The sequence below is a fragment of the Motilimonas cestriensis genome (assembly GCF_021295315.1).
GTDB classification, from domain to species: Bacteria; Pseudomonadota; Gammaproteobacteria; order Enterobacterales; family CBDFNC01; genus Motilimonas; species Motilimonas cestriensis.
On the sequence record NZ_JAIMJA010000007.1, the window covers coordinates 12,892 to 36,429 of the forward strand.

At 43.0% G+C, this 23,538-nt stretch carries 26 protein-coding genes and 1 pseudogene; 12 read left to right on the top strand and 15 right to left on the bottom strand.

Annotated features, from left to right (window positions below; translation table 11 throughout):
• Positions 1-5 precede the first annotated feature (5 nt).
• The gene (locus K6Y31_RS08285; RefSeq protein ID WP_233052329.1) at positions 6-650 is read left to right on the top strand and encodes a DUF2982 domain-containing protein; all 645 of its coding nucleotides are present in this window, start codon (positions 6-8) and stop codon (positions 648-650) included.
• A 145-nt stretch (positions 651-795) separates the two neighbouring features.
• Positions 796-2,286 carry a sensor domain-containing diguanylate cyclase gene (locus tag K6Y31_RS08290; RefSeq protein ID WP_233052330.1) on the top strand — a complete coding sequence of 497 codons (1,491 nt, stop codon included), beginning with the start codon at positions 796-798 and terminating at the stop codon, positions 2,284-2,286.
• On the opposite strand, the gene yjjG is transcribed toward K6Y31_RS08290, so the two are convergent.
• From yjjG to K6Y31_RS08315, 5 genes are all read right to left on the bottom strand, one after another.
• Entirely contained in the window at positions 2,276-2,974 is a 699-nt protein-coding gene (yjjG, locus tag K6Y31_RS08295; RefSeq protein WP_345790245.1) for a pyrimidine 5'-nucleotidase, read from the bottom strand. The two genes, K6Y31_RS08290 and yjjG, sit on opposite strands and share 11 nt — an antisense overlap.
• 2 nt (positions 2,975-2,976) lie before the next feature.
• A complete protein-coding gene (gene yjjX / locus K6Y31_RS08300) occupies positions 2,977-3,519 on the bottom strand; it encodes an inosine/xanthosine triphosphatase (RefSeq protein ID WP_232799532.1) in 543 nt (180 codons plus the stop codon).
• Positions 3,520-3,649: 130 nt separating this feature from the next.
• On the bottom strand, positions 3,650-4,870 hold the full coding sequence (gene sstT, locus K6Y31_RS08305) for a serine/threonine transporter SstT (protein ID WP_233052331.1): 1,221 nt from the start codon (positions 4,868-4,870) through the stop codon (positions 3,650-3,652).
• A gap of 326 nt (positions 4,871-5,196) precedes the next feature.
• Positions 5,197-6,027 (bottom strand): DUF2797 domain-containing protein, encoded by an 831-nt coding sequence (locus tag K6Y31_RS08310; RefSeq protein WP_233052483.1) that lies wholly within the window; start codon positions 6,025-6,027, stop codon positions 5,197-5,199.
• Positions 6,028-6,175: 148 nt separating this feature from the next.
• A complete protein-coding gene (locus K6Y31_RS08315) occupies positions 6,176-7,765 on the bottom strand; it encodes an ABC-F family ATPase (protein ID WP_233052332.1) in 1,590 nt (529 codons plus the stop codon).
• A 263-nt stretch (positions 7,766-8,028) separates the two neighbouring features.
• Here K6Y31_RS08315 and K6Y31_RS08320 point away from each other — a divergent pair, with 263 nt between their 5' ends.
• From K6Y31_RS08320 to K6Y31_RS08330, 3 genes and pseudogenes are all read left to right on the top strand, one after another.
• Entirely contained in the window at positions 8,029-8,244 is a 216-nt protein-coding gene (locus tag K6Y31_RS08320) for a TIGR02450 family Trp-rich protein (RefSeq protein ID WP_232799535.1), read from the top strand.
• Between the two features lie 57 nt (positions 8,245-8,301).
• Positions 8,302-8,934: a glutathione S-transferase gene (locus tag K6Y31_RS08325; protein ID WP_233052333.1), complete on the top strand. Its 633-nt coding sequence runs from the start codon at positions 8,302-8,304 to the stop codon at positions 8,932-8,934.
• Between the two features lie 92 nt (positions 8,935-9,026).
• Positions 9,027-9,224, top strand: a pseudogene (locus tag K6Y31_RS08330) (VF530 family protein); the annotation flags it as partial.
• Positions 9,225-9,441: 217 nt separating this feature from the next.
• Here the strand turns inward: K6Y31_RS08330 and K6Y31_RS08335 are convergent.
• From K6Y31_RS08335 to K6Y31_RS08345, 3 genes are all read right to left on the bottom strand, one after another.
• A complete protein-coding gene (locus K6Y31_RS08335) occupies positions 9,442-10,197 on the bottom strand; it encodes a carbon-nitrogen hydrolase family protein (protein WP_232799537.1) in 756 nt (251 codons plus the stop codon).
• 181 nt (positions 10,198-10,378) lie between these two features.
• Complete coding sequence (locus K6Y31_RS08340; RefSeq protein WP_232799758.1) at positions 10,379-10,576, bottom strand: cysteine-rich CWC family protein; 198 nt, start codon at positions 10,574-10,576, stop codon at positions 10,379-10,381.
• A 191-nt stretch (positions 10,577-10,767) separates the two neighbouring features.
• Complete coding sequence (locus tag K6Y31_RS08345) at positions 10,768-11,154, bottom strand: cupin domain-containing protein (RefSeq protein WP_233052334.1); 387 nt, start codon at positions 11,152-11,154, stop codon at positions 10,768-10,770.
• Positions 11,155-11,567: 413 nt separating this feature from the next.
• Between K6Y31_RS08345 and K6Y31_RS08350 the strand changes: the two genes are divergently transcribed.
• The 3 genes from K6Y31_RS08350 (at position 11,568) to K6Y31_RS08360 (ending at position 12,851) form a co-directional block, all read left to right on the top strand.
• On the top strand, positions 11,568-11,933 hold the full coding sequence (locus K6Y31_RS08350) for a glutaredoxin family protein (RefSeq protein ID WP_233052335.1): 366 nt from the start codon (positions 11,568-11,570) through the stop codon (positions 11,931-11,933).
• Positions 11,934-12,040: 107 nt separating this feature from the next.
• Entirely contained in the window at positions 12,041-12,436 is a 396-nt protein-coding gene (locus K6Y31_RS08355; protein ID WP_233052336.1) for a DUF2750 domain-containing protein, read from the top strand.
• Between the two features lie 58 nt (positions 12,437-12,494).
• Positions 12,495-12,851 (top strand): YibL family ribosome-associated protein, encoded by a 357-nt coding sequence (locus K6Y31_RS08360; RefSeq protein WP_233052337.1) that lies wholly within the window; start codon positions 12,495-12,497, stop codon positions 12,849-12,851.
• A gap of 76 nt (positions 12,852-12,927) precedes the next feature.
• On the opposite strand, the gene K6Y31_RS08365 is transcribed toward K6Y31_RS08360, so the two are convergent.
• Positions 12,928-14,088: a benzoate/H(+) symporter BenE family transporter gene (locus K6Y31_RS08365; protein ID WP_233052338.1), complete on the bottom strand. Its 1,161-nt coding sequence runs from the start codon at positions 14,086-14,088 to the stop codon at positions 12,928-12,930.
• A gap of 88 nt (positions 14,089-14,176) precedes the next feature.
• Here K6Y31_RS08365 and K6Y31_RS08370 point away from each other — a divergent pair, with 88 nt between their 5' ends.
• Complete coding sequence (locus K6Y31_RS08370) at positions 14,177-14,740, top strand: helix-turn-helix domain-containing protein (protein WP_233052339.1); 564 nt, start codon at positions 14,177-14,179, stop codon at positions 14,738-14,740.
• 37 nt (positions 14,741-14,777) lie between these two features.
• Here the strand turns inward: K6Y31_RS08370 and K6Y31_RS08375 are convergent, their stop codons facing one another.
• From K6Y31_RS08375 to K6Y31_RS08395, 5 genes are all read right to left on the bottom strand, one after another.
• A complete protein-coding gene (locus tag K6Y31_RS08375) occupies positions 14,778-15,101 on the bottom strand; it encodes a DUF2834 domain-containing protein (RefSeq protein WP_233052340.1) in 324 nt (107 codons plus the stop codon).
• 26 nt (positions 15,102-15,127) lie between these two features.
• On the bottom strand, positions 15,128-15,364 hold the full coding sequence (locus tag K6Y31_RS08380) for a helix-hairpin-helix domain-containing protein (protein WP_232799544.1): 237 nt from the start codon (positions 15,362-15,364) through the stop codon (positions 15,128-15,130).
• Between the two features lie 272 nt (positions 15,365-15,636).
• The gene (locus tag K6Y31_RS08385; protein WP_233052341.1) at positions 15,637-17,529 is read right to left on the bottom strand and encodes a methyl-accepting chemotaxis protein; all 1,893 of its coding nucleotides are present in this window, start codon (positions 17,527-17,529) and stop codon (positions 15,637-15,639) included.
• Between the two features lie 220 nt (positions 17,530-17,749).
• Positions 17,750-18,838 carry an ABC transporter substrate-binding protein gene (locus tag K6Y31_RS08390; protein WP_233052342.1) on the bottom strand — a complete coding sequence of 363 codons (1,089 nt, stop codon included), beginning with the start codon at positions 18,836-18,838 and terminating at the stop codon, positions 17,750-17,752.
• Positions 18,839-19,062: 224 nt separating this feature from the next.
• A complete protein-coding gene (locus K6Y31_RS08395; protein ID WP_233052343.1) occupies positions 19,063-20,505 on the bottom strand; it encodes a DUF2867 domain-containing protein in 1,443 nt (480 codons plus the stop codon).
• A 71-nt stretch (positions 20,506-20,576) separates the two neighbouring features.
• Here K6Y31_RS08395 and K6Y31_RS08400 point away from each other — a divergent pair, with 71 nt between their 5' ends.
• The 3 genes from K6Y31_RS08400 to K6Y31_RS08410 all read left to right on the top strand — a co-directional run bounded on the left by K6Y31_RS08400 (position 20,577) and on the right by K6Y31_RS08410 (position 22,035).
• Positions 20,577-20,756, top strand: a complete 180-nt coding sequence (locus K6Y31_RS08400) for a DUF2986 domain-containing protein (RefSeq protein WP_233052344.1) — start codon at positions 20,577-20,579, stop codon at positions 20,754-20,756.
• A gap of 240 nt (positions 20,757-20,996) precedes the next feature.
• The gene (locus tag K6Y31_RS08405) at positions 20,997-21,473 is read left to right on the top strand and encodes a hypothetical protein (RefSeq protein WP_233052345.1); all 477 of its coding nucleotides are present in this window, start codon (positions 20,997-20,999) and stop codon (positions 21,471-21,473) included.
• A gap of 100 nt (positions 21,474-21,573) precedes the next feature.
• A complete protein-coding gene (locus K6Y31_RS08410) occupies positions 21,574-22,035 on the top strand; it encodes a copper chaperone PCu(A)C (RefSeq protein WP_233052346.1) in 462 nt (153 codons plus the stop codon).
• Positions 22,036-22,112: 77 nt separating this feature from the next.
• On the opposite strand, the gene K6Y31_RS08415 is transcribed toward K6Y31_RS08410, so the two are convergent.
• Positions 22,113-23,348, bottom strand: coding sequence for an outer membrane protein transport protein (locus K6Y31_RS08415; protein WP_233052347.1), 1,236 nt, complete (start codon positions 23,346-23,348; stop codon positions 22,113-22,115).
• Positions 23,349-23,538 lie beyond the last annotated feature (190 nt).

Here is a 23,538-nt window from a genome sequence, read left to right on the forward strand (position 1 = left end):
GGCATATGGTCAAAATTAAACCCGATACAAAGCGTAATGCCTATACCTTAACTTTTGGCAGTATTATCGCGTTAATGTTATTACTGACGGCCATGCTGTCATGGCCGGCTTACTCCCTTAACTTGTTGTTGCTGTTTCTGGCGGCATTTATTGCAGTGATACTAGGTGTCGCCAAAATACTCGAGCCAGAAACCAGTTTAGAGCTCGATGAAACAGGTTTAACATTTTTTCATGTCAAAGGCCGCTTTCATTTAGCTTGGCAAGACATACAGCGCTTTGATATTCCTACCATTGGCACAAGAGAGCCGCTGCACTATTTAGGCATTAAATTGCGCCACCCTGAAGCCTTATTAAATTCTATCTCACCCCGCTTGACCAGCCATTTTATTGTTGAGCAGCGGGCATTACTCGTGCTGGCGATGCGCTACAACTCTGACTGCCCGAGCTGCGCCAGTGACCATATGTTTGATGTGCGCGATTATTTAAGTCCTAACAAAACCCGTTACAGTGGATTAAATGCCATGCTGGGTCATCGTATGGCTCTACTCAATGAATTACTTGGCTACCACATTTACATCAGCGCCAGTTCATTAGATCGTCCCCTTGAAGATTTTCTACCTTTGATTAGAGAAATGCATCAGCATCACTAACCCGCCAGCCAAACTTGCTTTTAATTGAATAAGAGGCGATACATTAATTAACAAAAAACGATTTATTCGCTACCTATGGCCACTATCAGAGAACCCAAGCTGCATTAAATGAACTAGAAACTGCGAATATGACGAGGGAGCTAATATGCTAACGCAGCGTAAATCGATGAAAGTAATTGCGATTACACTATCTTTTATTGCTTTTCTAATGGCTTCCTTTTACACCCTGTTTAACAATATACAAACCGCACAAACCACTTGGAAAAACTACATACACCTTGAAATGGACAAGTCTCACTATCTCAATCAAGCTATTATCATTTCAGGATACGGTGGGTTTATTCATAATTTTAAAAATGCAGTGATCCGGCGTGACTACAGCTATTTAGAAAAAGCGGAGCCACAAATACAAGATACCATCAACGCCCTCGACCGCTACTTATCACTGACCCCTGAGCATATAAATCCAGTACTCGATATTCAGTATGTGATCAGCGAATATCAAGCCAAGTTACCGGTCCTCAAACAAATGATCGCCAGTGGCGCTTCGGTGGCAGAGATAGATAAAAGCGTACGAGTTGATGACACACGAGCGATAGCGGCATTTAGAGAAATCTTACACAGTTCAAAAGAGCACCCGTTGGCAATGCTACAAAAAACCGAGCAATCCTACAGCTCAACCACTTCCAAGCTAGTAGTTATATTAAATTTTCTGATCATTGTGAGCAGCATAGCGATCGCTTTCATTTACTACCTATACAAAAAATTAGCCATTAAGATGACAGAGCGAGAATTAATCATTAAATGTGCCCCTAACGCCATTTTGTCAGCCAATGAAAATGGCATCATCACTACGGCAAACCATGAGGCCATGAAACTGTTTGGTTTTAATGAAACAGGTATAAATAAAATTAGTGTGGATGATCTCGTGCCATCAAATGTGAAGTCAAAACATCAAGCCTTGCGTAATGAATTTCAACAGTCAGATCGAATCAAACCTATGTCACAACGTAATGCTATCTTCCATGGTAAAAAATTAAGCGGCGATCTATTTCCAGCTAAAATTGCCATTGCAACCTATTCCATCGATAACAAAAAACACAGCATCGTAATCATTAATGATCTCACAGAAGAGCTTAAGCATAAAAATGAGGCAACCATCGATCCTCTGACTCAATTGGCTAACCGTAGAGCAATAAATCAACATATGGGCCAAGCCTTAGCTCAAGTGAAACGTCATCATATTGCCCTGTCCATTTGTCTGTTTGACATTGATCACTTCAAAAGTGTAAATGATCAACACGGCCACCTTGCTGGCGATGAAGTTTTGCAACAAGTAGCACGAGTAATGCAAGAGAATATTCGCGAAGTGGATTTTATTGGTCGTTGGGGAGGTGAAGAGTTTATCGCCATATTAACTGGCACTGGCAAACAAGGAGCACTAGAGTTTGCCGAAAAAATCCGCAACGAAATTAAACTGCAATCACAAACGAAACGCTTCCCTGTCGCCATCACAATCAGTGCAGGCGTGACCTTATGTGATGGCAATCAGGATATAAAAACAGCCCTCAACAATGCCGATAAGGCATTGTATCGCTCTAAACATAATGGCCGTAACCGAGTATCTATGGTTTAGTAACACCGCCAGATTGATGAAGTAACACTTCTAACTCCGCTAAATTAAACACTTGATGATCGGGTGTAATATTTTTTGCCGGCGCTGCTTGATGATGATTTAACCAGCAGGTTTTAATCCCAGCATTTTGTCCACCTAAAATATCCGAATGTAGATTGTCTCCGACCATTAATACGCGTGATTTATCAGGCTCTCCCATCAGCGTTAAAGCATGGTGGAAAATAGTGGCATCAGGCTTCGCGGTTCCCACTTGCTCAGAAATCACAACAGGCTCGAAAATGCCCTGTAACTGATTATGCTCCAGCCGGGCTTGCTGCATCGCAGTAAAACCGTTCGTGATAATACCCAATTTTACCTTGCCATGAAGTGAATTGATGAGGTTACGCGCCCCCGGCAACAAGGTACAAATACGGGTCATAATAGCAATAAATTCATCATTAAGTTGCTTTGCCGAGACCGATAGCCGATTTGCCCACCCTTCGAATCTTCGTGTTTGCAGCTCAAACGCATTAATCTCACCATTCTGGTAAGCCGTCCACAGTGGCAAGTTAGTGGCTTGGTAGCAATTAAAGTCCGCCTGCTCAAACTCATGACCATACTGACCAAATAAGGTTTTTAGTCCTAAAAAGGCATCAAAATGGAACAGCGTGTCGTCAGCATCAAACAAAATCCAATCGTATTGCATCATCGTTATCCTTGGTACAGCGGCGCATTGATAAAAGGTGCCATGGCCAACAAACAGCCTTGTTCATAAATACTGCCACGGCTGGCTTGATGCTGTGTTAACAGTGCAATGGCGCCGCCTTTTTGCTTAATATTGTCAGTATTGAATAGACGATCCATCACGTGCCCTAGTTCTTCGCCAGCGACTAAAGCTTGATAGATCATATTTGGTAACGGTAATTGCGCCGTGCGACCGACAGACTGAAGTCCGCGATGCGCTATCACTATGTAAGCAAATGTCGCTGGGCCGTCAACAAAGTTGTCTACACCGCCTTCAATTGCCACATAAAAGTCAGCATCATGGTTGGTCTGACAATACTCAACTCGATTCACCGCGCCCAAACGTGTTTCTGCATCGGTCATGGGTTGGTCAGCCACGAGCGAGGGCGCATCAATCCCTTCACATACGACATCATGATCAGGATACAAACGCTGAATTGACACTTGCGCCGCATTTACTTTCACTGGGTTCTTTGACCCAACGACTACCGTCAGTTTAGATTTACTCATTTCACTCAAACCTATAAAATTTTCTCTATTATACTCAAATTGCCTTTTAACACGCCGCCTTCAGCAAAATAGACACAAATAAAAAGGGCTCTTATGAGCCCTTATGTATTAGCAAATTTATACTGGTCAATTACGCTGACTTATTGGCGTCCGCTTCACACGCAGCCGCCGTGAAAATGACGTCAGTAGAACTGTTTAACGCCGTTTCAGCAGAGTCTTGCACCACACCAATAATAAATCCAACCGCAACCACCTGCATGGCTACTTCATTACTAATACCAAATAAGCTACACGCTAATGGAATAAGCAGTAATGAACCGCCAGCAACACCTGACGCACCGCAAGCAGACACTGCAGCGAGCACACTTAACAATAATGCCGTCATCAGGTCAACTTGAATGCCTAGGGTATTCACCGCCGCAAGGGTTAATACAGTGATGGTGATCGCCGCACCGCCCATGTTAATAGTGGCACCCAGTGGAATAGAAACTGAATAAGTGTCTTCATGAAGCTTCAGACGGTTACACAATGCCATATTCACAGGAATATTCGCAGCACTTGAGCGAGTGAAGAAAGCCGTTACGCCACTTTCACGTAAACATTTCAAGACCAGCGGATATGGGTTGCGCTTGATTTTAACATAAACAATTAATGGGTTAACCACTAATGCAATAAATAGCATTGCGCCTAGTAGCACCGCCAACAGCTGTGCATAACCCGCAATGGCAGCAAAGCCGGTTTGTGCAAAGGTGCCAGCCACTAAACCGAAGATACCAAATGGTGCTAAGCGAATGATGAAGCGCACGATACTTGAAACGCCGTGGCTGACATCTAAAAAGACTTGTTTTGTTGCCGTTGTTGCGTGGTGAAGTGCTAAGCCTAAGCCCACACCCCAAGCTAAAATACCGATGTAGTTACCGGTTAAAAGCGCATTCACAGGGTTATCCACCAATTTGAATAGCAAGGTATGTAACACTTCACCTATACCTTGTGGTGGATTACTTCCTTCAACGCCACCCGCTAACACGAGGGTGGTTGGAAAAGCGAAGCTAAACAATACTGCCGTCAGCGCAGCCGCTAAAGTACCCAATAAATACAGCATAATGATTGGCTTCATGCTGGTGTGCGCGTTTTTCTTTTGGTTGGCAATAGAAGCCGCCACCAAAACAAACACCAGCACAGGTGCCACCGCTTTCAAGGCGCCGACAAATAAATCGCCTAAAAATGCCACATCCATCGCCGCGCTTTTTGAATAACTTGCAACGGCCACCCCCGCTAAAATCCCTATAATTATTTGCAGCACTAAACTGCCATTTGCCAGCTTGGCAAACAGTGATGTTTGTTGATTCATGCTCTCGCCTATTATGTTTATTTTTTATTCAACCACCTAAGCAGTCGTTAGTTTTATATATTGCACTTGCAATGGTGTTTTTAACCAATGACAGTACAAATGGCAAGAATTAGAAAAAAACATAGTTGATAAACATGACCCATGCCCACACAGGCAACCATATATTTTGATTTAACGCATAGAATTAAACGAAAAAACTAAATACATAAAAACAACTGATATTATTTTTATGTTCTTGGCACTGGATAAATGGTGCGCGAAGTAAAAGACACCAGTGAAGAATAAGGCATTTCTCACTGATGCCTATTGCCGATTAGACTGAGAGATTAAGCTGGATCAATACAAAGCTCGTAGCTACCGTACTTACGCATATTAATCACGCCAGTATCAAAAATAAGGTATTGGCCTTTAATGCCCTGCAGTACCCCACTCACTTCAGGCACCTTATCAAGATTGAAACTAGTGATTTTAGTTGGGTATTCAGTCACCGGGAAGTGAATGTCTTGCAATGGCAAATCAACGCGGCTGATCGCGTCATCACCGTATTGCGCGGTTAACGCAGCAAGGTGAGCTTCAATTTGCGGCAGTAATATCTGCGCTTGTGCCACTAAATCTAAGTTTTCAGCCTCACCCTTGAGCAATGCCCGCCAATTAGTTTTATCCGCCACCAGCTTGGCTAGCTCTACTTCAACTAAGCCAGACAACAACCGGTTTTTCACCCTTAAGATAGCAAGGGCTTGTTTTGCACCTTGGTCAATCCAACGTGTTGGTATTTGGCTATGGCGGGTGATCCCTACTTTTAAGCCAGAAGTGTTAGATAAATAAACAAAATGATCGGTCATGCAAAACTGCTCAGCCCACTGCGGCTCGCGGCAAGTACCTTGAGCAAAGTGGCAGGTTTCGGGCTTCATAATACACATGTCGCAACTGGCCAGCTTTTTCATGCAAACAAAGCAATGCCCTTGCGAGTAACTTTTCTTGGTTTTTTTGCCGCAACTACTGCAGTAAATATTACCGGTATAGCTAAAAGCAAATGGCTTGCCAATCAGTGGATTAAGGTGGATTTCTTGCTCACCTATCGGCAAATAATACTGCACAGCTTTATCAGCTTGTGGGTCGCCCAGCTCGGCGCGCATTTTCTTCAACGTGCCTGTGATGATGGTCATGGTCATTGCTCACTATTACTAACTTGCCTAGGGATAAATCATCAAAGAAACCATCTAAGCAATAAAATGAAAAAGCCCCTGATTGGCGATATACCAAGTAGGGGCTCAAAATTGGTTTACGCTTTATTCACAACAAGGTTTATTGTGCACCTTGGCTGCGAAGGTAATCGTCATAGCTGCCGTGGAAATCAACTATGCCTGTTGGCGTTATTTCAATAATACGGGTAGCCAACGATGATACAAACTCACGGTCATGAGAAACAAACATCAAAGTACCTGGGTAGTTCTCAAGTGCTAAGTTCAAGGCTTCAATGGTTTCCATGTCCATGTGGTTGGTTGGCTCATCCATCAGCAGAATGTTTGGTTTTTGCATAATCAATTTACCAAACAACATACGGCCTTGCTCACCACCCGACAGCACTTTAACCGATTTTTTAATGTCATCTTGTGAAAACAACATACGACCTAAAATACTGCGCAAGCTTTGTTCATCGTCGCCCGGTGATGACCATTGGCTGACCCAGTCAAGTAACAACATGTCTTCGCTAAAGTCTTCTGAGTGATCTTGCGCGTAATAGCCAATTTGCGCATTTTCAGACCATTTAATAGTACCCGCCGTTGGCGTTAATTCTCCCACTAAACACTTAAGTAGCGTGGTTTTACCAATACCGTTTGGACCAATAATGGCAATGCGCTCACCCACTTCAACCATCAAATCTAAGCCAGAGAAAAGCTCTTCATCAAATTGATGACCAAGGCCTTTTACCTCTAGTGCTTGACGGTGCAGCTTCTTCTCTTGCTCAAAACGAATAAACGGACTTTGACGGCTAGAAGGCTTTACTTCGTCTAATTGAATTTTATCAATTTGCTTAGCACGAGACGTGGCTTGTTTAGATTTAGATGCATTGGCAGAGAAGCGGCTAACAAAGGTTTTAAGCTCAGCAATTTGCGCTTTCTTCTTTGCGTTATCAGACAACAGACGCTCACGCGCTTGCGTAGACGCCGTCATGTATTCATCGTAGTTACCGTGATACAGACGCACTTCACCGTAGTCTAAATCCGCCATATGGGTACACACACTGTTTAAAAAGTGGCGGTCATGAGAAATGATGATCATGGTGCAGTTGCGCTCTTTCAGCACATCTTCTAACCAACGAATAGTGTTGATATCCAAGTTGTTGGTAGGCTCATCGAGTAACATGATATCCGGGTCGGAAAACAATACTTGCGCCAATAACACACGCAGTTTTAACCCCGGTGGAATTTCACTCATTAAGCCGTAATGAGATTCAACCGGAATACCTACGCCAATTAAGATTTCACCGGCGCGAGATTCAGCAGTGTAACCGTCCATTTCAGCGTATTCCGCTTCAAGGTCACCGGCGCGAATACCGTCTTCATCGGTCATTTCAGCTTTTGCATAAATCGCGTCACGCTCAGACTGCACCGCCCAAAGCTCGGTGTGGCCCATGATCACAGTGTTGATCACGCTAAATTCTTCATAAGCAAATTGGTCTTGCTTTAGCTTACCAATACGCTCATTCGGCTCTTTGGATACGTTACCTGAAGACGGCTCTAAATCACCGCCTAAAATTTTCATTAAAGTTGACTTACCACAGCCATTGGCCCCAATTAAGCCGTAGCGGTTGCCTTCGCCAAATTTAACATTGACGTTTTCAAACAGTGGCTTTGCGCCAAATTGTATGGTCAGATTTGCAGTTGTAAGCACGTTAATTTCCGATTATCTAAGGTAAATGTAGCCAGATTAGCCCGCGAAAGTGACAGTTCAATCAAGCTATGTAAAATAGCGGCGCATTATGTCATACATAGGGGGCGGGTTGCATCCTGTTACCAAGAAATATCCCTAAGGTGTCAGAGCAAATACTGTTAAATGGCAGGCATTGAACCATCACAGCCAAAATAGCGTAACTAAGAGTATAAAGTGGGGAGTATAAAGTGGGCCTCCTAAATTGCACTGGATGGAAAAAAACAATGAACCAAGTACTGGCGAAAAAACTGTTACACAGTAAATGGACAAAAGTGACACCTGAAAATAAAGAAAAACACTTTGCCATTACCGAAGTGGCATACGATGAAGACGGCAAGGTTATCCATTGCGTGACCCAAGCGGTTTACAGCGCTAATGAATATCCGATCAACTGGCGCGAGTTAAAAGACTCATCAATATGGCGCGTTGGCTGGGTATAAAACCAACGCAAAAGTTATGATAAGCTACCTACCTGTTTGACCAAAAAATCAAAGATAATGACCGCTATTTTATATTCCTTTCGACGTTGCCCTTACGCCATGCGAGCGCGTCTTGCTATTGCGGCAAGTGGCCAGTCTGTTTCTTTACGTGAAATTGAACTAAAACATAAACCTGAGCAAATGTTAGCTATTTCACCTAAGGGCACGGTGCCGGTACTGCTACTGGAAAATGGTGATGTGCTTGAAGAAAGCATCGATATTATGCACTGGGCACTTAATTTGTCTGATCCCCTTAAGCTACTGCCATCTTCACCCGCACTAATGCAAGGGTGGATCAAACGCAATGATCTCGAGTTTAAAGGCTGGCTCGATAAGTATAAGTACGCCGATCGCTATCCCGAACATGATGAAGCTTACTATCGAGAGCAAGCTTGTCTGTTCATTGCAGAACTTGAACAGCAGCTAAGTCAAACCCACTACATACTCGGTCAACAACTCACCATGACTGATTTAGCCATCGCCCCCTTTATACGTCAGTTTTCAATGGTGGATGCGAAATGGTTTGCCAATGCGCCTTACCCTCACCTGCGCAGTTGGCTTGAACAGTTCATCAACTCTCGTTTGTTTTTAAGTGTGATGAAAAAGTACCCTACTTGGCTTAATAGCCAAGAAAGTTTCAGTTTCCCATAGCACCCATAAAATTAAACTAAACACGCCGTTTATGCATTTCAACGCGCTTGGGTATATAATACCTCCTTTTTTTACCACACTGGGCCTTATACATGACTCAAGCGAACAATCCGCTGCACGGCGTCACCTTAGAAACACTGCTTACCGAAATGGTTGATTACTATGGCTGGGAAGAGCTAGGCGCTAGGATCAACATTCGCTGTTTTACCCACGACCCAAGTATTAAATCAAGCCTTAAATTTTTGCGCAAAACCCCTTGGGCCCGCGCCAAAGTAGAAGCATTGTACCTTGTGATGATTGAAAGACCTTGGTAAGCAATTGTTACCTCGCATCTCATTGTAAACTTCATTGTTCAATAAGCGCAGTTTAATGAAAATACGTAAACTGCGTCCGTGTTATCTTGCTGATGCTTCAATGCACAGGCGCGGCAAATACATGCTTTCCCTCACAGCTGGTGTGTCACTGATTTGTTTAATATGTGACTCACTCAAACTTGTGCCTATCGCCTTAATGCATTTCACTGACTGCTCCAGTCATACTGCCATTAGCCAAAGTACATAAAACAAGACATCGCTGCTTATGCTCAGAGCTGACAATTAGCTCTCCATCAGCATTCCAAGCGGCACTATGGCCACAAGCTAACCACCCCCCTGTTTGAGAGATATGATTCGATAGCAAAACGGGCATTTTATGCTTAACGGCAATACCAGCTAAAACTCGGGCATCCATTTCATAACCTGATTCGGATATAAGCGCGCTGGTAATGTAAATGTCAGCGTGATTATTTGCCGCATTCTCTGAGTGTTCAGGCGTCAAAAAATCAGCACAAATAGCCAGAGCAATTCGATACCCAGCAACCGAAAAACAGTAATCAGTTGCACCAAAACTACAATAGCTATGCTCGCCTTGATGAAGAAATTGTTTTGAATAAAATTCTACTTTTCCAGTTGGGAAGCAAATCACTGCGCCGATTGTGGGGTGACTATTATATTTTGCTAATGGGCAGCCAGCGATGATAGTAATGTTATGCTCCCTAGCTGCGTTAGACAACACACTAAAATCACTTGGATCTTGTCGAAACGTTAAGCTTTGTGCGTCACTTAACTCATATCCGGTAAGTGATAGTTCTGGAAACACAACGACGTCAGCGCCTAATGTTGACGACGCAGCGATATAGTTAAGATGAATCGTCAGATTAGCCGCAATATCTTTAGCCACTACAGGCGCTTGTACCAAGCTAATAGTTATCGGATTTTTACCCATATAAAGTCCTAACAAATACCGAGCTTATACTCAAAAGGTTTCATCGTTGTTTGGCGCTGGTGTAACTTAGCTTTGGTGGTAGTCACTTCGCACTAAGCAATTTTTTTGACAAATAAACCAACATTATTTGAACAACTTATTGCCGAGCCCCACAGAGCCCCATATTGTTACCGCACGATGTTCACTTAACTTGTTTATTTTCTTGATGTTTTAATGCGCACGAACGACAAACGCAAGCCTTGCGTCGTTGCGCAAGCGGGATCTGAGCTAACAAATCTTCGGGAAAGGTAATCGATGGGTCATTACACCAGCATGATCGGCTTACGTCTTTATTACCAAGATTTACACATGCATTCCCTTCACCGCAAATCGGACACACCAAAGGATCAGGGTTTTTATTCGTTTTGTTCAAAATCGCACTCTCAACTTAGCTAAGGTTTAGCTAACAATATCACCTTTAACACTATGATTAGAACAATGAGTAGCACCTGCGGCTGGTGCTGAGCGGATATTTCATGGACAAATGGAGTTCACAGGCATGCTACAACCTGTGAATGGATTAAGCAGCTGTTATCCTTTTACTTTATCAATCATATGATTGATAACATGACTGTGCTGTTGCTGAGGACTAAACATCACTATCTCAGCATCCTCGCTTACTTTGACATTGTGGCCGGGCGGCCAATAAAAAAGGTCACTCGTGTTAACTACCTCTTCTTTGCCATTGGCATCCGTGGTTGTTAATTGCCCGCGCAAAACATAACCCCAGTGAGGACACTGACACTGGTTGCCATCCAGCCCTTGGAAAAGCGGAGCTGTATCAACACCAGCCGCTAAACTGAAATACTCACCACTTATTTTCCCTAACCCCGTCGCATCCCCAAAATCCATTTGTTGACGGATCACCGCGCCAGGGATCGCCATCTTGATAACTATGTCTTCTTTGGCTATATGCATGTTTTTTACCCTTGCTTTGTGGGTGCATAAAGATAAATTGAATACCTCCTTACATCCGGTACAACTACTCTTAGTTAGCTCACAGATATCATCAAACAATCAATTTGATGCATCTAAACTAAGGCGGATTAAATGGTGAAAGCGGAGCACCTGGCACCCTATTGGTGGCTGCCCACTTGATCACACAGCCTAAACCATTTCATAAAGTATGGCATGCCTCGCTCTTTAGCAGCATATTATTCCGCTATATTTTTTAACCTCAGCGCTGTCTGTCTCTTCATTGGCCCTTTAATCAGCTAGGACTAATAGGTACTCATTTTCATTAATCTAAGCTTCATTGGCTAATGCGTTTATTCTTATTTGTGGTACTATCGCGCGCTCTCAATTCTCAACAGTAATTAGGATGTAGATTGATGAAAATTGTCCGTTGGATTTTAGGTCGCATAATCTTGCTTTTAAACGCTATTTTTACGCCAAAAGGCGTTAAACGTAGCCCGATAGCGCAAACAGAAATTGATAGTCGCACGGCCAAGCTGTCTTTGTATCAATTTAATGCCTGCCCATTTTGCGTGAAAGTGCGTCGTCAAATGAAACGTTTATCGGTAAATATTGAATGCCGTGATGCGCAAAACGATCCACAACACAAAGCCGACCTATTGGCTGGCGGCGGCCGTGTTAAAGTGCCCTGCCTGCGCATTGAGAGCAAAGGTGAAACGCAATGGCTGTATGAATCATCAGATATTGTTGCTTACCTAAACAAAGAGTTTGCGACAAAATAAGCCCAAAATGGTTTAAATCAGGTTATAATCTGCCCTCAATAACACCTCAGTTTATTCGAAAGCAAAATGCCATGGTTTTTGCTTTTATACCAACACAGGAATTCTGTATGTCTTTAGATCCAACCCAATTAGCTAATATCGAAGCCTACGACGTAGAAAGACGTTTTCAATATCTCGTCAAAGAAGCGGTCAAGCAAGAGGAGATTTGGATCTTAACTGACGAGCACGGTTGTGTCATGCTTAACACCGATGACGAAGACTGTGTGCCAGTGTGGCCTAATAAAGAGTTTGCAGAGGCTTGGGCGACCGGTGATTGGGCCCATTGTAAGGCAGAGGCGATCCCCCTAAAAACTTGGCAGTCTCGCTGGACACCCGGCTTAGAAGACGATCAACTTGCGGTGGTTATATTCCCTAAAACCGAAGAAGATGGTTTGGTGATCACGCCAGACGAACTTGACTTTGAGCTGAGCCAGCAACAGCAGAAATTACGCAAAAAGCGCTAAGTTGACACTAAAAATAGTCACTCTCGCTTTTCGCTCTATATGATAATCAGGTAACAAAATGAATTTTACAAAACAGATACAAGACTTCAACAACAAGTTAGACAAGTTTAAGCGTAAGTTAAGCGCCGCCTATGAGCGAAAAGACGAAGCAATGATCAAACACTTCAACCAAGAAATTGCCAAGGTTGAAAAGTTATTGAAAGCGGCAAAAGGCAAGCAGACCTATGAGATAGGCAATCAAGGCTCAGCTGTGCTTAAAATGCCTTTTAAGCGTGTGTTAACGAAACAAGAGCAAGCCGATATGGGCGCACTTAAAAAGTCGGTTAAAGGCTTGATTGTGGTACATCCGATGACTGCATTAGGACGTGATTTAGGCGTTAAAGAAGTCACAGGTTACGCACCTAAGCCTTTCTAAAAAATGCGTTTAATTCTTTTTAATAAGGAGCATTTATTGCTCCTTATTAATATTATCCTGTTGCCTCTGATTTTGATTATGCGACAGCCATACTTTTTTGTTGCAACCAGTAGCAAATCATCCCTAGCAATAATCCCCAAAATGCACTGGCAATCCCCAATAAATTAATGCCAGACGCCGTTAATAAAAACGCCATTAATGCTGGCTCTTTATCAGTGGAATCCACCAGCGCATTCATTAAACAGCGGCACAAAGTTGGCATTAAAGCTAAACCTGCTAAGGTCATGACCACCGCACTCGGAACAAGCGTAAACAGCGATACAAAGCTGGCTGCAAATACCCCGGCTAACAAATAAAATACGCCCATTGCGATAGCAGCTAAATAGCGTAATTTGGGGTCTTTATCTGCATTGTCACTCATACAAATCGCCCCTGTGAGTGCTGCTAGATTAAATGCAAACCCACCTAAAGGAGCCAGTATTAAACCAGTTAGTCCGGTTACAGTGATAATACGCGATGCATTAACCTGATATCCATTGGCCTTTAATACCGCAAACCCTGGCAAATTTTGCGATGCCATGGTAACAATGAATAAAGGGATGCCAACACTAACTAGAGTGAGCCATTGAAAGTCAGGGCTGATAAACGTTGGCGTTGATAGGCCAAATTCCATCATTGAAGTATCTAATTTACCCGTTAGCGCACTGAGCAAAATTGCAATTACCAAGATCCCAGGGATCAAATAATGCCCCCAGTGAACCTTTGCGATGATATAAACCGCAAGCATGACTACCACTAGCAGCCATTCATCGAGTAACGCTGTAAATATCCCCAGCCCAAATTGCAACAACACTCCAGCTAACATGGCCGATGCGATGGCGGTTGGGATCTGCGATAAAAGTTTATCAAACCAGCCTAACACGCCTACCAAAGTGATCAATGCCGAGCAAAGCATAAAAGCCGCCACCGCTTGCCCAACTGTCACATCTTGTAATGAGGTCACTAATAGCGCGGCCCCGGGTGTTGACCAAGCAGTAACAATTGGCTGTTTAAAATGCCATGACAAACTAATAGTCGATACGCCCATACCAATGCCTAAGGCCCAAAACCATGAAGTGATCTGCTCCTGGGAGGCGCCAGCACTGGTTGCTGCTTGGAAAATAATGGCTGCTGCACTGGCATAACCAATAAAAACGGCAATAAATCCGGTACTAATGTGTGAAAATTTAATCTTCATCCTTTCTCCATTACTATTTGTGCGTTATAACATACAAACAACATAACACTTGTGCGCTATAGCGCACAAGAAAAGATTAAGGAATAATATGCAACCGGATAAATCAGTTGGGGAAAACCTACGACAATTACGAAAAGAAAAAGGCTGGAGTCTAGACGTTGCAGCGAAAGCGACAGGCGTCAGTAAAGCGATGTTAGGTCAAATTGAACGGGGAGAATCGAGCCCCACTGTGGCTAAGCTTTGGCAAATCGCATCAGGTTTTAATACGTCTTTTTCTCGCTTTATTGCCCCGCCAGGCAGAGAAATACTTGAGAGTATGTTTAGAGATGCCGCCGAGTTGCGCCAAGAAAGCTTAAATCAGGGATTCTTTGTCAGCCTATTATTTCCTTTTGAACAAACCCTTGGCTTTGAAATTTTTGAAATTAGTTTGGCACCTCATTATCAGCACCAATCTGAACCTCATAATTTAGGCGTAACAGAACACATACTTTGCATTAGTGGTGAGATGGCTGTTCTCTTTGCTGATCAGTGGCACCCATTAAAACCGGGTCAAGCCGTGCGTTTTAATGCTCATCAACCTCATGGCTATAAAAATTTGGGGACAGAGCAAGCCGTGTTTCATAATGTTATCCACTACCCTAGCAACCCATGATGTAGGCTACGAGCAAGGCCTTTACCCAGTACATAATCTAGCATCGTACGCTGGTTTTTTGCTGTTTTTCCTTTAAATATAAATACAAAGGTAAACCACAAGAGACGCCAACGGTTAGGGTTGCAACAATGGCGACCTGGTAATATTTGATTCGATTGCGAGTACCATCAACAACAATGAAAACCAGTGAAACGATCGCCGATACCAACACATCTAACCATGCAAAAGTACTGATAGCGTTTACTGTCGCTTGCTCAGCAAATAAAACAATGTCGACACCATTTGCGAACAACCAAGGTACAAAAGCGCCATAGGGCAGCACCGTACCGAGTATGGCTAATACTAAATAAAGTTTTGTCATAAACAATTCATGTGATTTCAGGCTGTTTAGAGGCCTTGTTTAGCCCGAGCAATAGCGGCCTCAATGGCCGACTTGGCTTGGGGACTGTTTTTCCAGCAGGTTGTGCGCAACATTGAAGCAACCATCTCTGCGATATCATCAGCTCGATATTTTGCTAAATCTGAAAACGTCTCTATGCCTATCTCTTCAAATCTTTTCAGCACCGTAGGCCCGACCCCTTTAAGCGCCAATAGCGCTTCGCGCTCTGAATCAGAAAATGCCACGTTATCTCCAAAATAACCATTAAAACAGTAACGCAAAAAGTTGTACAACAAACTATTTCATTATGATTTTATACATTATCGGTTTGTTGAGCAATATTCTTGATCATGCCATTGGCTAACTACGGTGCTATGGGTTTCATGCCAAATTCATTGCCATTAAGCGCTTTGGATTACACTAAATAACGTTAATTAATTGTTACTACATTTGAGCATCGCGCTGACATGGTCAGCTAGCGATGCTTGCGAGAAAATATACTGTAACTGAATCAACACTATTGCTGACTAATTTGATATAAACGCTGTGCTTGGCTATTTGAATCTTTACTGACGCTGCGGAATTCTTCAGCATCACTGGCATTTTGCACAGAGATCTCCCGAATTCGTTCAGCTAAGTTTTTCACGTTTTCGGTTACCTGTGATTGCTCTTCAGTTGCTACGGCAATACTTGAAGAACGCTCTTTAATATCGTTAAATGCGCTGACAATAGATTCATACTGTGCGCGCGTTGTTGCTGAGCGCTCGTTCACTACTTCAGAATATTCACGGCATTGCTGAATAACGTTAACCCCTTTGCTAGCGGCTTCCTGTAATTGGCTGATCATGGTATCAATCTCGCCAGCGGATTTCTGAGTACGATGTGCCAACGTTCTCACTTCATCAGCCACTACCGCGAAACCACGCCCTGATTCACCGGCTCGAGCAGCCTCTATGGCGGCATTAAGCGCCAGTAAGTTAGTTTGTTCGGAAATATTCATGATCACATCAAGCACAGAGCCCACTTGTTTTGAATCTTGTGCAATTTGTGAAATAGCATCGGATGATTCTGTTAATTTATCAAATAATAACTGGATTGATTCGGCATTCTTCTCTATTACATCAAAACCAGAATTCACTAAATCAGCTGATTGCGTTGTGATATCGGCAACACTCAATACATCTTGTGAGGCGGATGAGGCAGCTATCGACATTTCGTTAATTGCCAGCGCTAACATGTTATTTTCTTCCATTAACTCTTGTGTACGTATTTGGCTGTTATTACTCAAATTATCCATCGCTTCCGCGTTATTTTTAACCGCAGCGGCTTCTGTTTGAATCAGCTTTAATATTTTAATCAGATGATCGCCATAATCATTAATCGCCACGCATAACTGGCTCATTTCATCACTGCCACGCACGACTAGTTTTGAGTTAGTGCGCCCTTGCACTAACGTTCTAACTTGCTCTGTAGTGGTGTTAATTTGCTGCACCAGGCGATTACCAAAAATCAATAGAACGGATACAAAAGCGAGAATAAGGACAGTAAATGAACTGTATAAGTAATATGTGAGGGTGTTAACAGTTTTCTTAGCAATTGCCGCAGGAATAATCACCCCTGAGCGCCAATTTTGCTCTGCCAATGAGTAAGTGACTAAAATAGATTCGTCATTATTAACCACACCACTGGCAAATTCAGTAACGGCTGTATTACCGTTTTGCAAGGCGCTAACCAAAGGCTTTAAACTACTGTCTTTGCTGGCAACCTGTGTAAGGCTCAACATGGCTAAGTTAGTATCTCGTATCGATGGAATTGACACCAGTTGCTCGGCGCTATCCAAAATAAAGCTATAAGTGCCTGTGGCATTGTTTTCTGCGATCAATGAGCGTTCGATAGATGCCAGATCAACGTCTAAGGTAGCAACGCCCCAAAATTCATTGTCGCGCATTATTTTTACAGAGCAGGTAACCATCGGTACATTCGATACCGTGTCGACATAAGCTTCTGACCAAACGCACTCACCACGCTTAGCAATGATGGCATTTTTATACCAGGTTTCTTGTTGATATGGGCTGCTATCAGGTTGGTTGTAATCATCTAAAAGTTGATATTGGCTATTGCCTGTTTTTGCCCAGAAAAGAGACGCTTTTTCTGCCGAGGGCAGCATTTTATTCGGCTCTGGCCAAATACCACCACCAGCAATACCGATACCACTTGCGATTAAAGGAGCTATATTTTCAATAAAAGCCGATTGCTGAAGAGGCAAGGTTTCTGCTACCACTGCTAAGCTTTGCGTTAAGGAGGCACTTTTAGCTAGGTCTTTCGCTAATGATTCACCGATGACTTTTGCTTGTAGTTTTGCGCTGGATATAGCGTCATTTTTAATGATTGGTGTGACAACTAACTGCATTATTGCTGACAGAATGATCAAAGCAAATAACAGCAGGAGGGAACTCCCTAGGTACATTCTTTTTTGTATCAACATCCTATTTTTACCTCAATAACTTCAGTAGTAAAGAATAGCTATTCAGCTTAGAGTATAGGGACTGTTGTGTATTTAGCGAGGAGAGACATTCACTTTATTAAAGGCTAATTTAGGTGAGTGTTAAGTTATTTTTGAATTATTCTCGTTATTTATTCTGCTTCCCCATCGCAACATTTGAAATACGGCGCATTACATTATCCGCTTTTTTCCCCCATGGCGGCCAAAAAAAGCCCTCTTTAAAAAAATCGGGGTCGGCACTCAAAAGTGGATTACTAACATCCAAAGAAGCACTAACCATCCCAAGCTCATTAACCACTCTATTTTGTACTTTAGGCCCCAGCCAGTAATTGATAAAAACCTCTGCCGCTTCAAGCTTCCTGCCACTAACATTTTTATGGATATTGATAGTATCCAGCCAGACGGTATTACCTTCTTTTAATGCCAGCAGCTTCCAATTACCGCCTTGTCTATTTTCAGCTGAGGTGCCAACCCCGTAAGAAGATACCAGCACAATTTCTTTTCTACTGAAGTCCGGCCCCTCATTCCAAAAGTAGCCTACGTTAGCATAAAGCTGATTGGTCTTTATCTGAATTTCACTGTTCGGAGCCGTTGCCGCCTGTAGCTCTTCTCTTTTCATCTCATTCAAGTAAAAAGGTGTTTTGCCAAGTGCCATCATGACAAGAGAGAGATTAGGCTGAATTTGTCCTTCTGTTAATGACAATCTACCCTTCCATTCAGGACGCCAGAGGTCTTTCACCGAAACGGGCAGCTCTTTTTCTGTTAGAACACTCATATTGGCCCAAATACCGTATGCACCTCCGCCCCATGGAACATATAGGTGCTTGCCTTCGTACATGCCACTCGGAATATCTTTTAAAACGGGAATAAGTCTTTTGTAATTTGGCAGACGCGGTGAATCAACATTAATTGGTTGAAGAATTTTTCCTATTCTCCGGTTCTGCATATTAATATAATTGAGCGTAAGAAAGGATATATCTGCTTCTCCATTTCTCAATATTTCAAACATCTGCTCCGGCCCTTCGGCCCACGGCTGAATCACTTCAATTTTATAATCGTAACCTTTTTGGCGTAAAATTAGGTTAATTTCGTGGACTTCCTGAGCTTTGACATACCCTTCCCAGGTCAATACTCGAATCGTGTTATCTTTCGCCAATACAGAGTTGGACATCAAAAATACTGTCATAAATATAAAAAAATATTTCCATCGTTTCATGACAGGACCTCATTAATTGTCGATCACAACGACTAAATAGTAATTAGATTATAGTTTAATTTTGGCTAGCCTCGGGGTCGGAGTTACGAATTCAACTTTAATAACAGTATTTTATGTAGCATATCATGTAGGCGATTAGCGCTATCAGACAATAAAAAATATAATCAATCATAATCATTAACTTAACGTTAAATTCTATGCCGTACCCAGCCACGAAAAGCGTGCTATCCCAGATCATCGTCTGCTAAGTGCTGTTTCGCTAATTTGGCTATCTTGTTGGCCATACCATTGAGTAACAATCGATGCCATGGGGCAAAGAAGTACCAATACCCTAAACCCCAAAAACCCGCTGGATGCCACAATAAATCGATTTGTAGTGCGCAGCTGTCTTCACTGATAGGTGTTAGCCTAATTTGCATCCCGCCACCACCGGGGGCTTTCATACCAAACTTCATCACTAGCAAGCGCTCTGGGATCACACTTAAGATCCGCCACGAGTCAACACGCTCGCCCTCAATTAATTGATCTTTACTGTCGCGGCCATGGTTGCGACCTTGACCACCGCACAAATGATCAATCCATTCGCGCATCGCCCACAAAAAATCACCGTAAAAATAACGATGCTCGCTGCCTAATAGATTAAGCACTTGCCACACCGCCGTACAACTTGCGTTGATCTCAAGGCGATGACTGGCCTTTTTGGCATAAAAGCCATGTAGTGAAGAGAAATTACGAAACTCCGGTACGCCATCTTGCCACTCCTTGGGATAAGTGGTGATGCTCTCCGTTTGTAACACTTCATCAATGGCTTGTTTAAAGCTTAATAAAGGTTGGGGGATCAACGTTTGCAGCGGTTTACCGTTGCCTTGTAGCGGCTCATCTAACCCAGCAAGCAAGGCTTGGGCTAATGATTTGGGCACAGAAGTAATAATCCCTAATACAAGTTGCGTCCAACTGATGGGTAACCCGGGGATCGCAATGATATAACATGGTTTGCCTAATCCCTTCGCCAGTTGCTGCATCATTTGCTGATAACTCAGCCATTCGGGCCCAGTGGCGTCGTATATTTTCCCTGCCGTTTCTGGCAGTTTGGCTAAAGCTGCCAGATAAAACACCACGTTTTTAATCGCGATCGGTGGGGCTAAGGTTTTAATAGACTGAGGTGCAAAAAATACTGGAATATGCCCCACCACATCCCGCATAACTTCAAAGGCCGCCGAGCCCGGGGCCACAATAATGCCCGCTCTCAATTCGGTCACAGGAATGGTTGAACTGGCTAGAATATGCCCAGTGGCAACACGGGATTTCATGTGCTCAGAATGAGGATTGCCAGAAACTAGGCTACCTAAGTAAATAATGCGCGTTACCTGTGTGCCCTGCACTGCGGCCACTAAGTTACGAGCGGCTTGTTGTTCTACCTCACTGTATAATTCACCATCGCTCATGCCATGCATCATGTAATAGATAAGCTCGATACCATCAAGGGCTTTACTGATGGAATAAACATCGAGTAAATCCAAAGTGAATCTTGAACAAGACAAATTTGGCCAAGGACTTGGCTTATCAGGATTGCGCGAACTGATACTCACCTGATGCCCTTGTGCAACTAGCTGTGGTACTAAATGTCGCCCGATGGTCCCTAACGCGCCTATCACTAATATATTCATCCAGCAGTCCTTATGCTCGGGGTTATTCTTCGCTATAATAGCCGTTACTTTAGCTTAATCGTTTAACCATCATGAATCGAAAAAAGAAAATCAATCAAGAATTGAAAAAGCGTCAGAAACAAGCCAACGCAAAAGTTCACCACAGTAACAAACCTAAGTATATTTCCAAAGCTGAGCGTGAAAAAATGGCGCTAGAACAACAGCAGCTACAAACTCCAGCGGATGAACTAAGCCCGACTGCTGATTCGTAAATCCAGTATGCTCAGCGACATCAGCTGAGCTTTTTATAGCAGTCCCAAACATCTGCCATTTCCACGCTGATACCAGCACTCCATAACCGACCAAACAAATCTATCATTCAATAACCGCGCAAGTATCGATTACAAGCTTGTTACATTTCGGATTTATTTTTGCTAACATCCGCGCGGCTTTATTTTGCACAGCGCACAGCCACTTGATGCAATAGCAGTAGGTTTACACAAAGTTAATACATGGACAGATTAACCCCGCAATTTAAAAAACAACAACGTATGGCTTACTTTGTCATCGTTGCTTTGCTATTCCAAATTTTTATCTCTGCCACTGTGTTGCTAAATCCTGCACTCGTCACCCAATCAAATTGGCTAAACTCAGCCCTTGGCGATAACGTGCTGCTATGTACATCAACTGGCTTTAAATGGGTCGATATCAACGAGCTGGTTGAGACAAACCAAGTTAATGCTAGTCAAAGCTCACCGGTTACATCCACTGCAACAAATACTGAGCATGACAGTGTGAATTTCACCTGTCCTTTGCTTAAGGCGTGTCAGTATTACGCCTTATTATCCGCGCTGTTAATTTTAGTACTCAGTGCTTGGCTAACACGTAGCAAAATAGCCCTACCTCATTACGTTTATCTCTGTTCATTGCAAAAGGTATATTTGCTCCACGCACCTAAAACCTCTCCGCCCGCTCTATTTACAGCCTAACTCTGCCTAAAAAGCAAGCACCAAGCCAAGAGCATGCCTTTTGGTTGATTTATCAAGCTAACTTAACTTAGTAATGACCTTTCATATCTAGGAGAATACAATGAACAAATTATTAATTAACGCCCTTGCTGCAGCCGCTTTGTTCGCATCAATACCTGCCCAATCACATGATTATGGTGCCAATAGCATCAAAATAGATCATCCGTGGAGCCGTGAAGCGCCGCCAAATGCGAAGGTGATTGCTGGTTTTTTTCAGCTAAAAAATAAAGGCACTGAAGATGACTTTCTAATTTCAGCGAGTTCACCGGTAGCCGATCGCGTTGAGCTCCATACTCATGTTATGGAAGATGACATGATGAAAATGCGCCAAGTGGACAGCGTGCGGATCGGCGCGATGAAAACCGTCATGTTTAAGCCAGGTGGTTTCCATTTAATGATTTTTGATCCAAAACAGTCATTTAAGAAAGGCGAGCGCTTTCCAATGACACTAACGTTTAAAAACGCTGGCACAATAGAGATTGAAGTGGCGATTGAGGAGAATGCTCATAAGCACGAGCATTAAGCTCAGTTATATTCCTGAGACAATAAATCCCCCTTAATGGGGGATTTTTAATCAATGCTATTAACTACCTATAACCCTTAAAAACTGCGGTTATATTGCAGCCCGACTAACATTGCGTTGGCATGGGTTGTACCTGTTAAGTTTGAAAAGCTCGATGTTTCAGTTACTTGAACATCCTTACCAAGTAAATAAGTTGCGCCAAAGTCAATACTTGAAACCGTACTCATGTGGTAGCTAAAGCCAGCTGAAAACCAGTTACGATCAGAGTCTGGTACTGAAATAGACGTCACTTTATCTTGTGCACTGGTGTCATGCATGTAACCGGCGCGCAACGTCCAATCTTGATTCAAATAATAAGTACCACCAATGGCGTAGTGCATGCCATTTTGCCACTCATAATCATTAATGGTGCCATGACCTTTTGATTTTAATACATCAAACGATGACCAACCAATCCACTGCACACTGTAATGAACAGCCCACTGCGGGCTGAGTAAGTGATAGCCAGAAAACTCAATCATATCTGGCAGTGGCATGTACAGCGTATCGTTTGAGATTGACGGGTTAGTAGTATTTCCCGCGAATAAAATGTCCCCTTTCGCTTCTAGTTTAGGGCTATAGCGGTAAGATAAACCGTAACGATTAGCCTTGTTAACCTCGTAAACTAACCCAAGGTTAAAACCAAGGGCAAAACCATCGGCGTCAATATCTAAAATAGTGCGTTTACCCGCAGGCGTAGTGGCGGAGCGTTTCATTTCGCCCTTGCCGTAAATCACATCAATACCACCACCGATGCTCCATTGTGAGTTGACGCGATACGCTAAGCTAGTACCGATATTAAAGCTTTTAACGTCCGTTAAATCACCAAATTCTGAAGCGGTAAAACTAGAATCAAACTCAGTTTTAGTACCAAAATTTGAGTAAATATTAGCGCCCCAAGTGAACTGTTCGTTAAGCGGCACTATTACATGTAAATTAGGTGCCACGGAAGTATCGCCGGCACTGTCGTAATTTGAAGGAAAGCTTTGCCCTGGCGCAAAGGCAGAAGTGTAAGAGGCATTTTTAACACTGATATCAGTATCAAGTACCACAAAACCAAGAGACATTGTTGTTTTATCAAATAACGCCATGGCCGCCGCATTACGAGCCATGACTGATGCATTATCAGCAATAACCGCATCACCAGCAAAAGCACGACCTAAGCCAGTAGCTGATTGAGCATTAAGCTGAAAACCTGCTGCCCACGTCTGAGTGGCCAATAGTGCCATTGAACCCGCAGCGAAGCGCATGCCAAGCTTGTGTGTGTTTATCATATCATTCCCTATTTTGCTGCCTGCACGAGGATGCTTATTTTTAAGGGCGGCGATTCTACAGGCTTAATGAAAAATAACAAATCACCCTTATCTCAAATTCACCACTAACTACTGACCCGTGACACATTAATAGCAGCGAAAACAACTTAAATATTTAACATAGATTTAACATTAGCTAATTATTGCTATA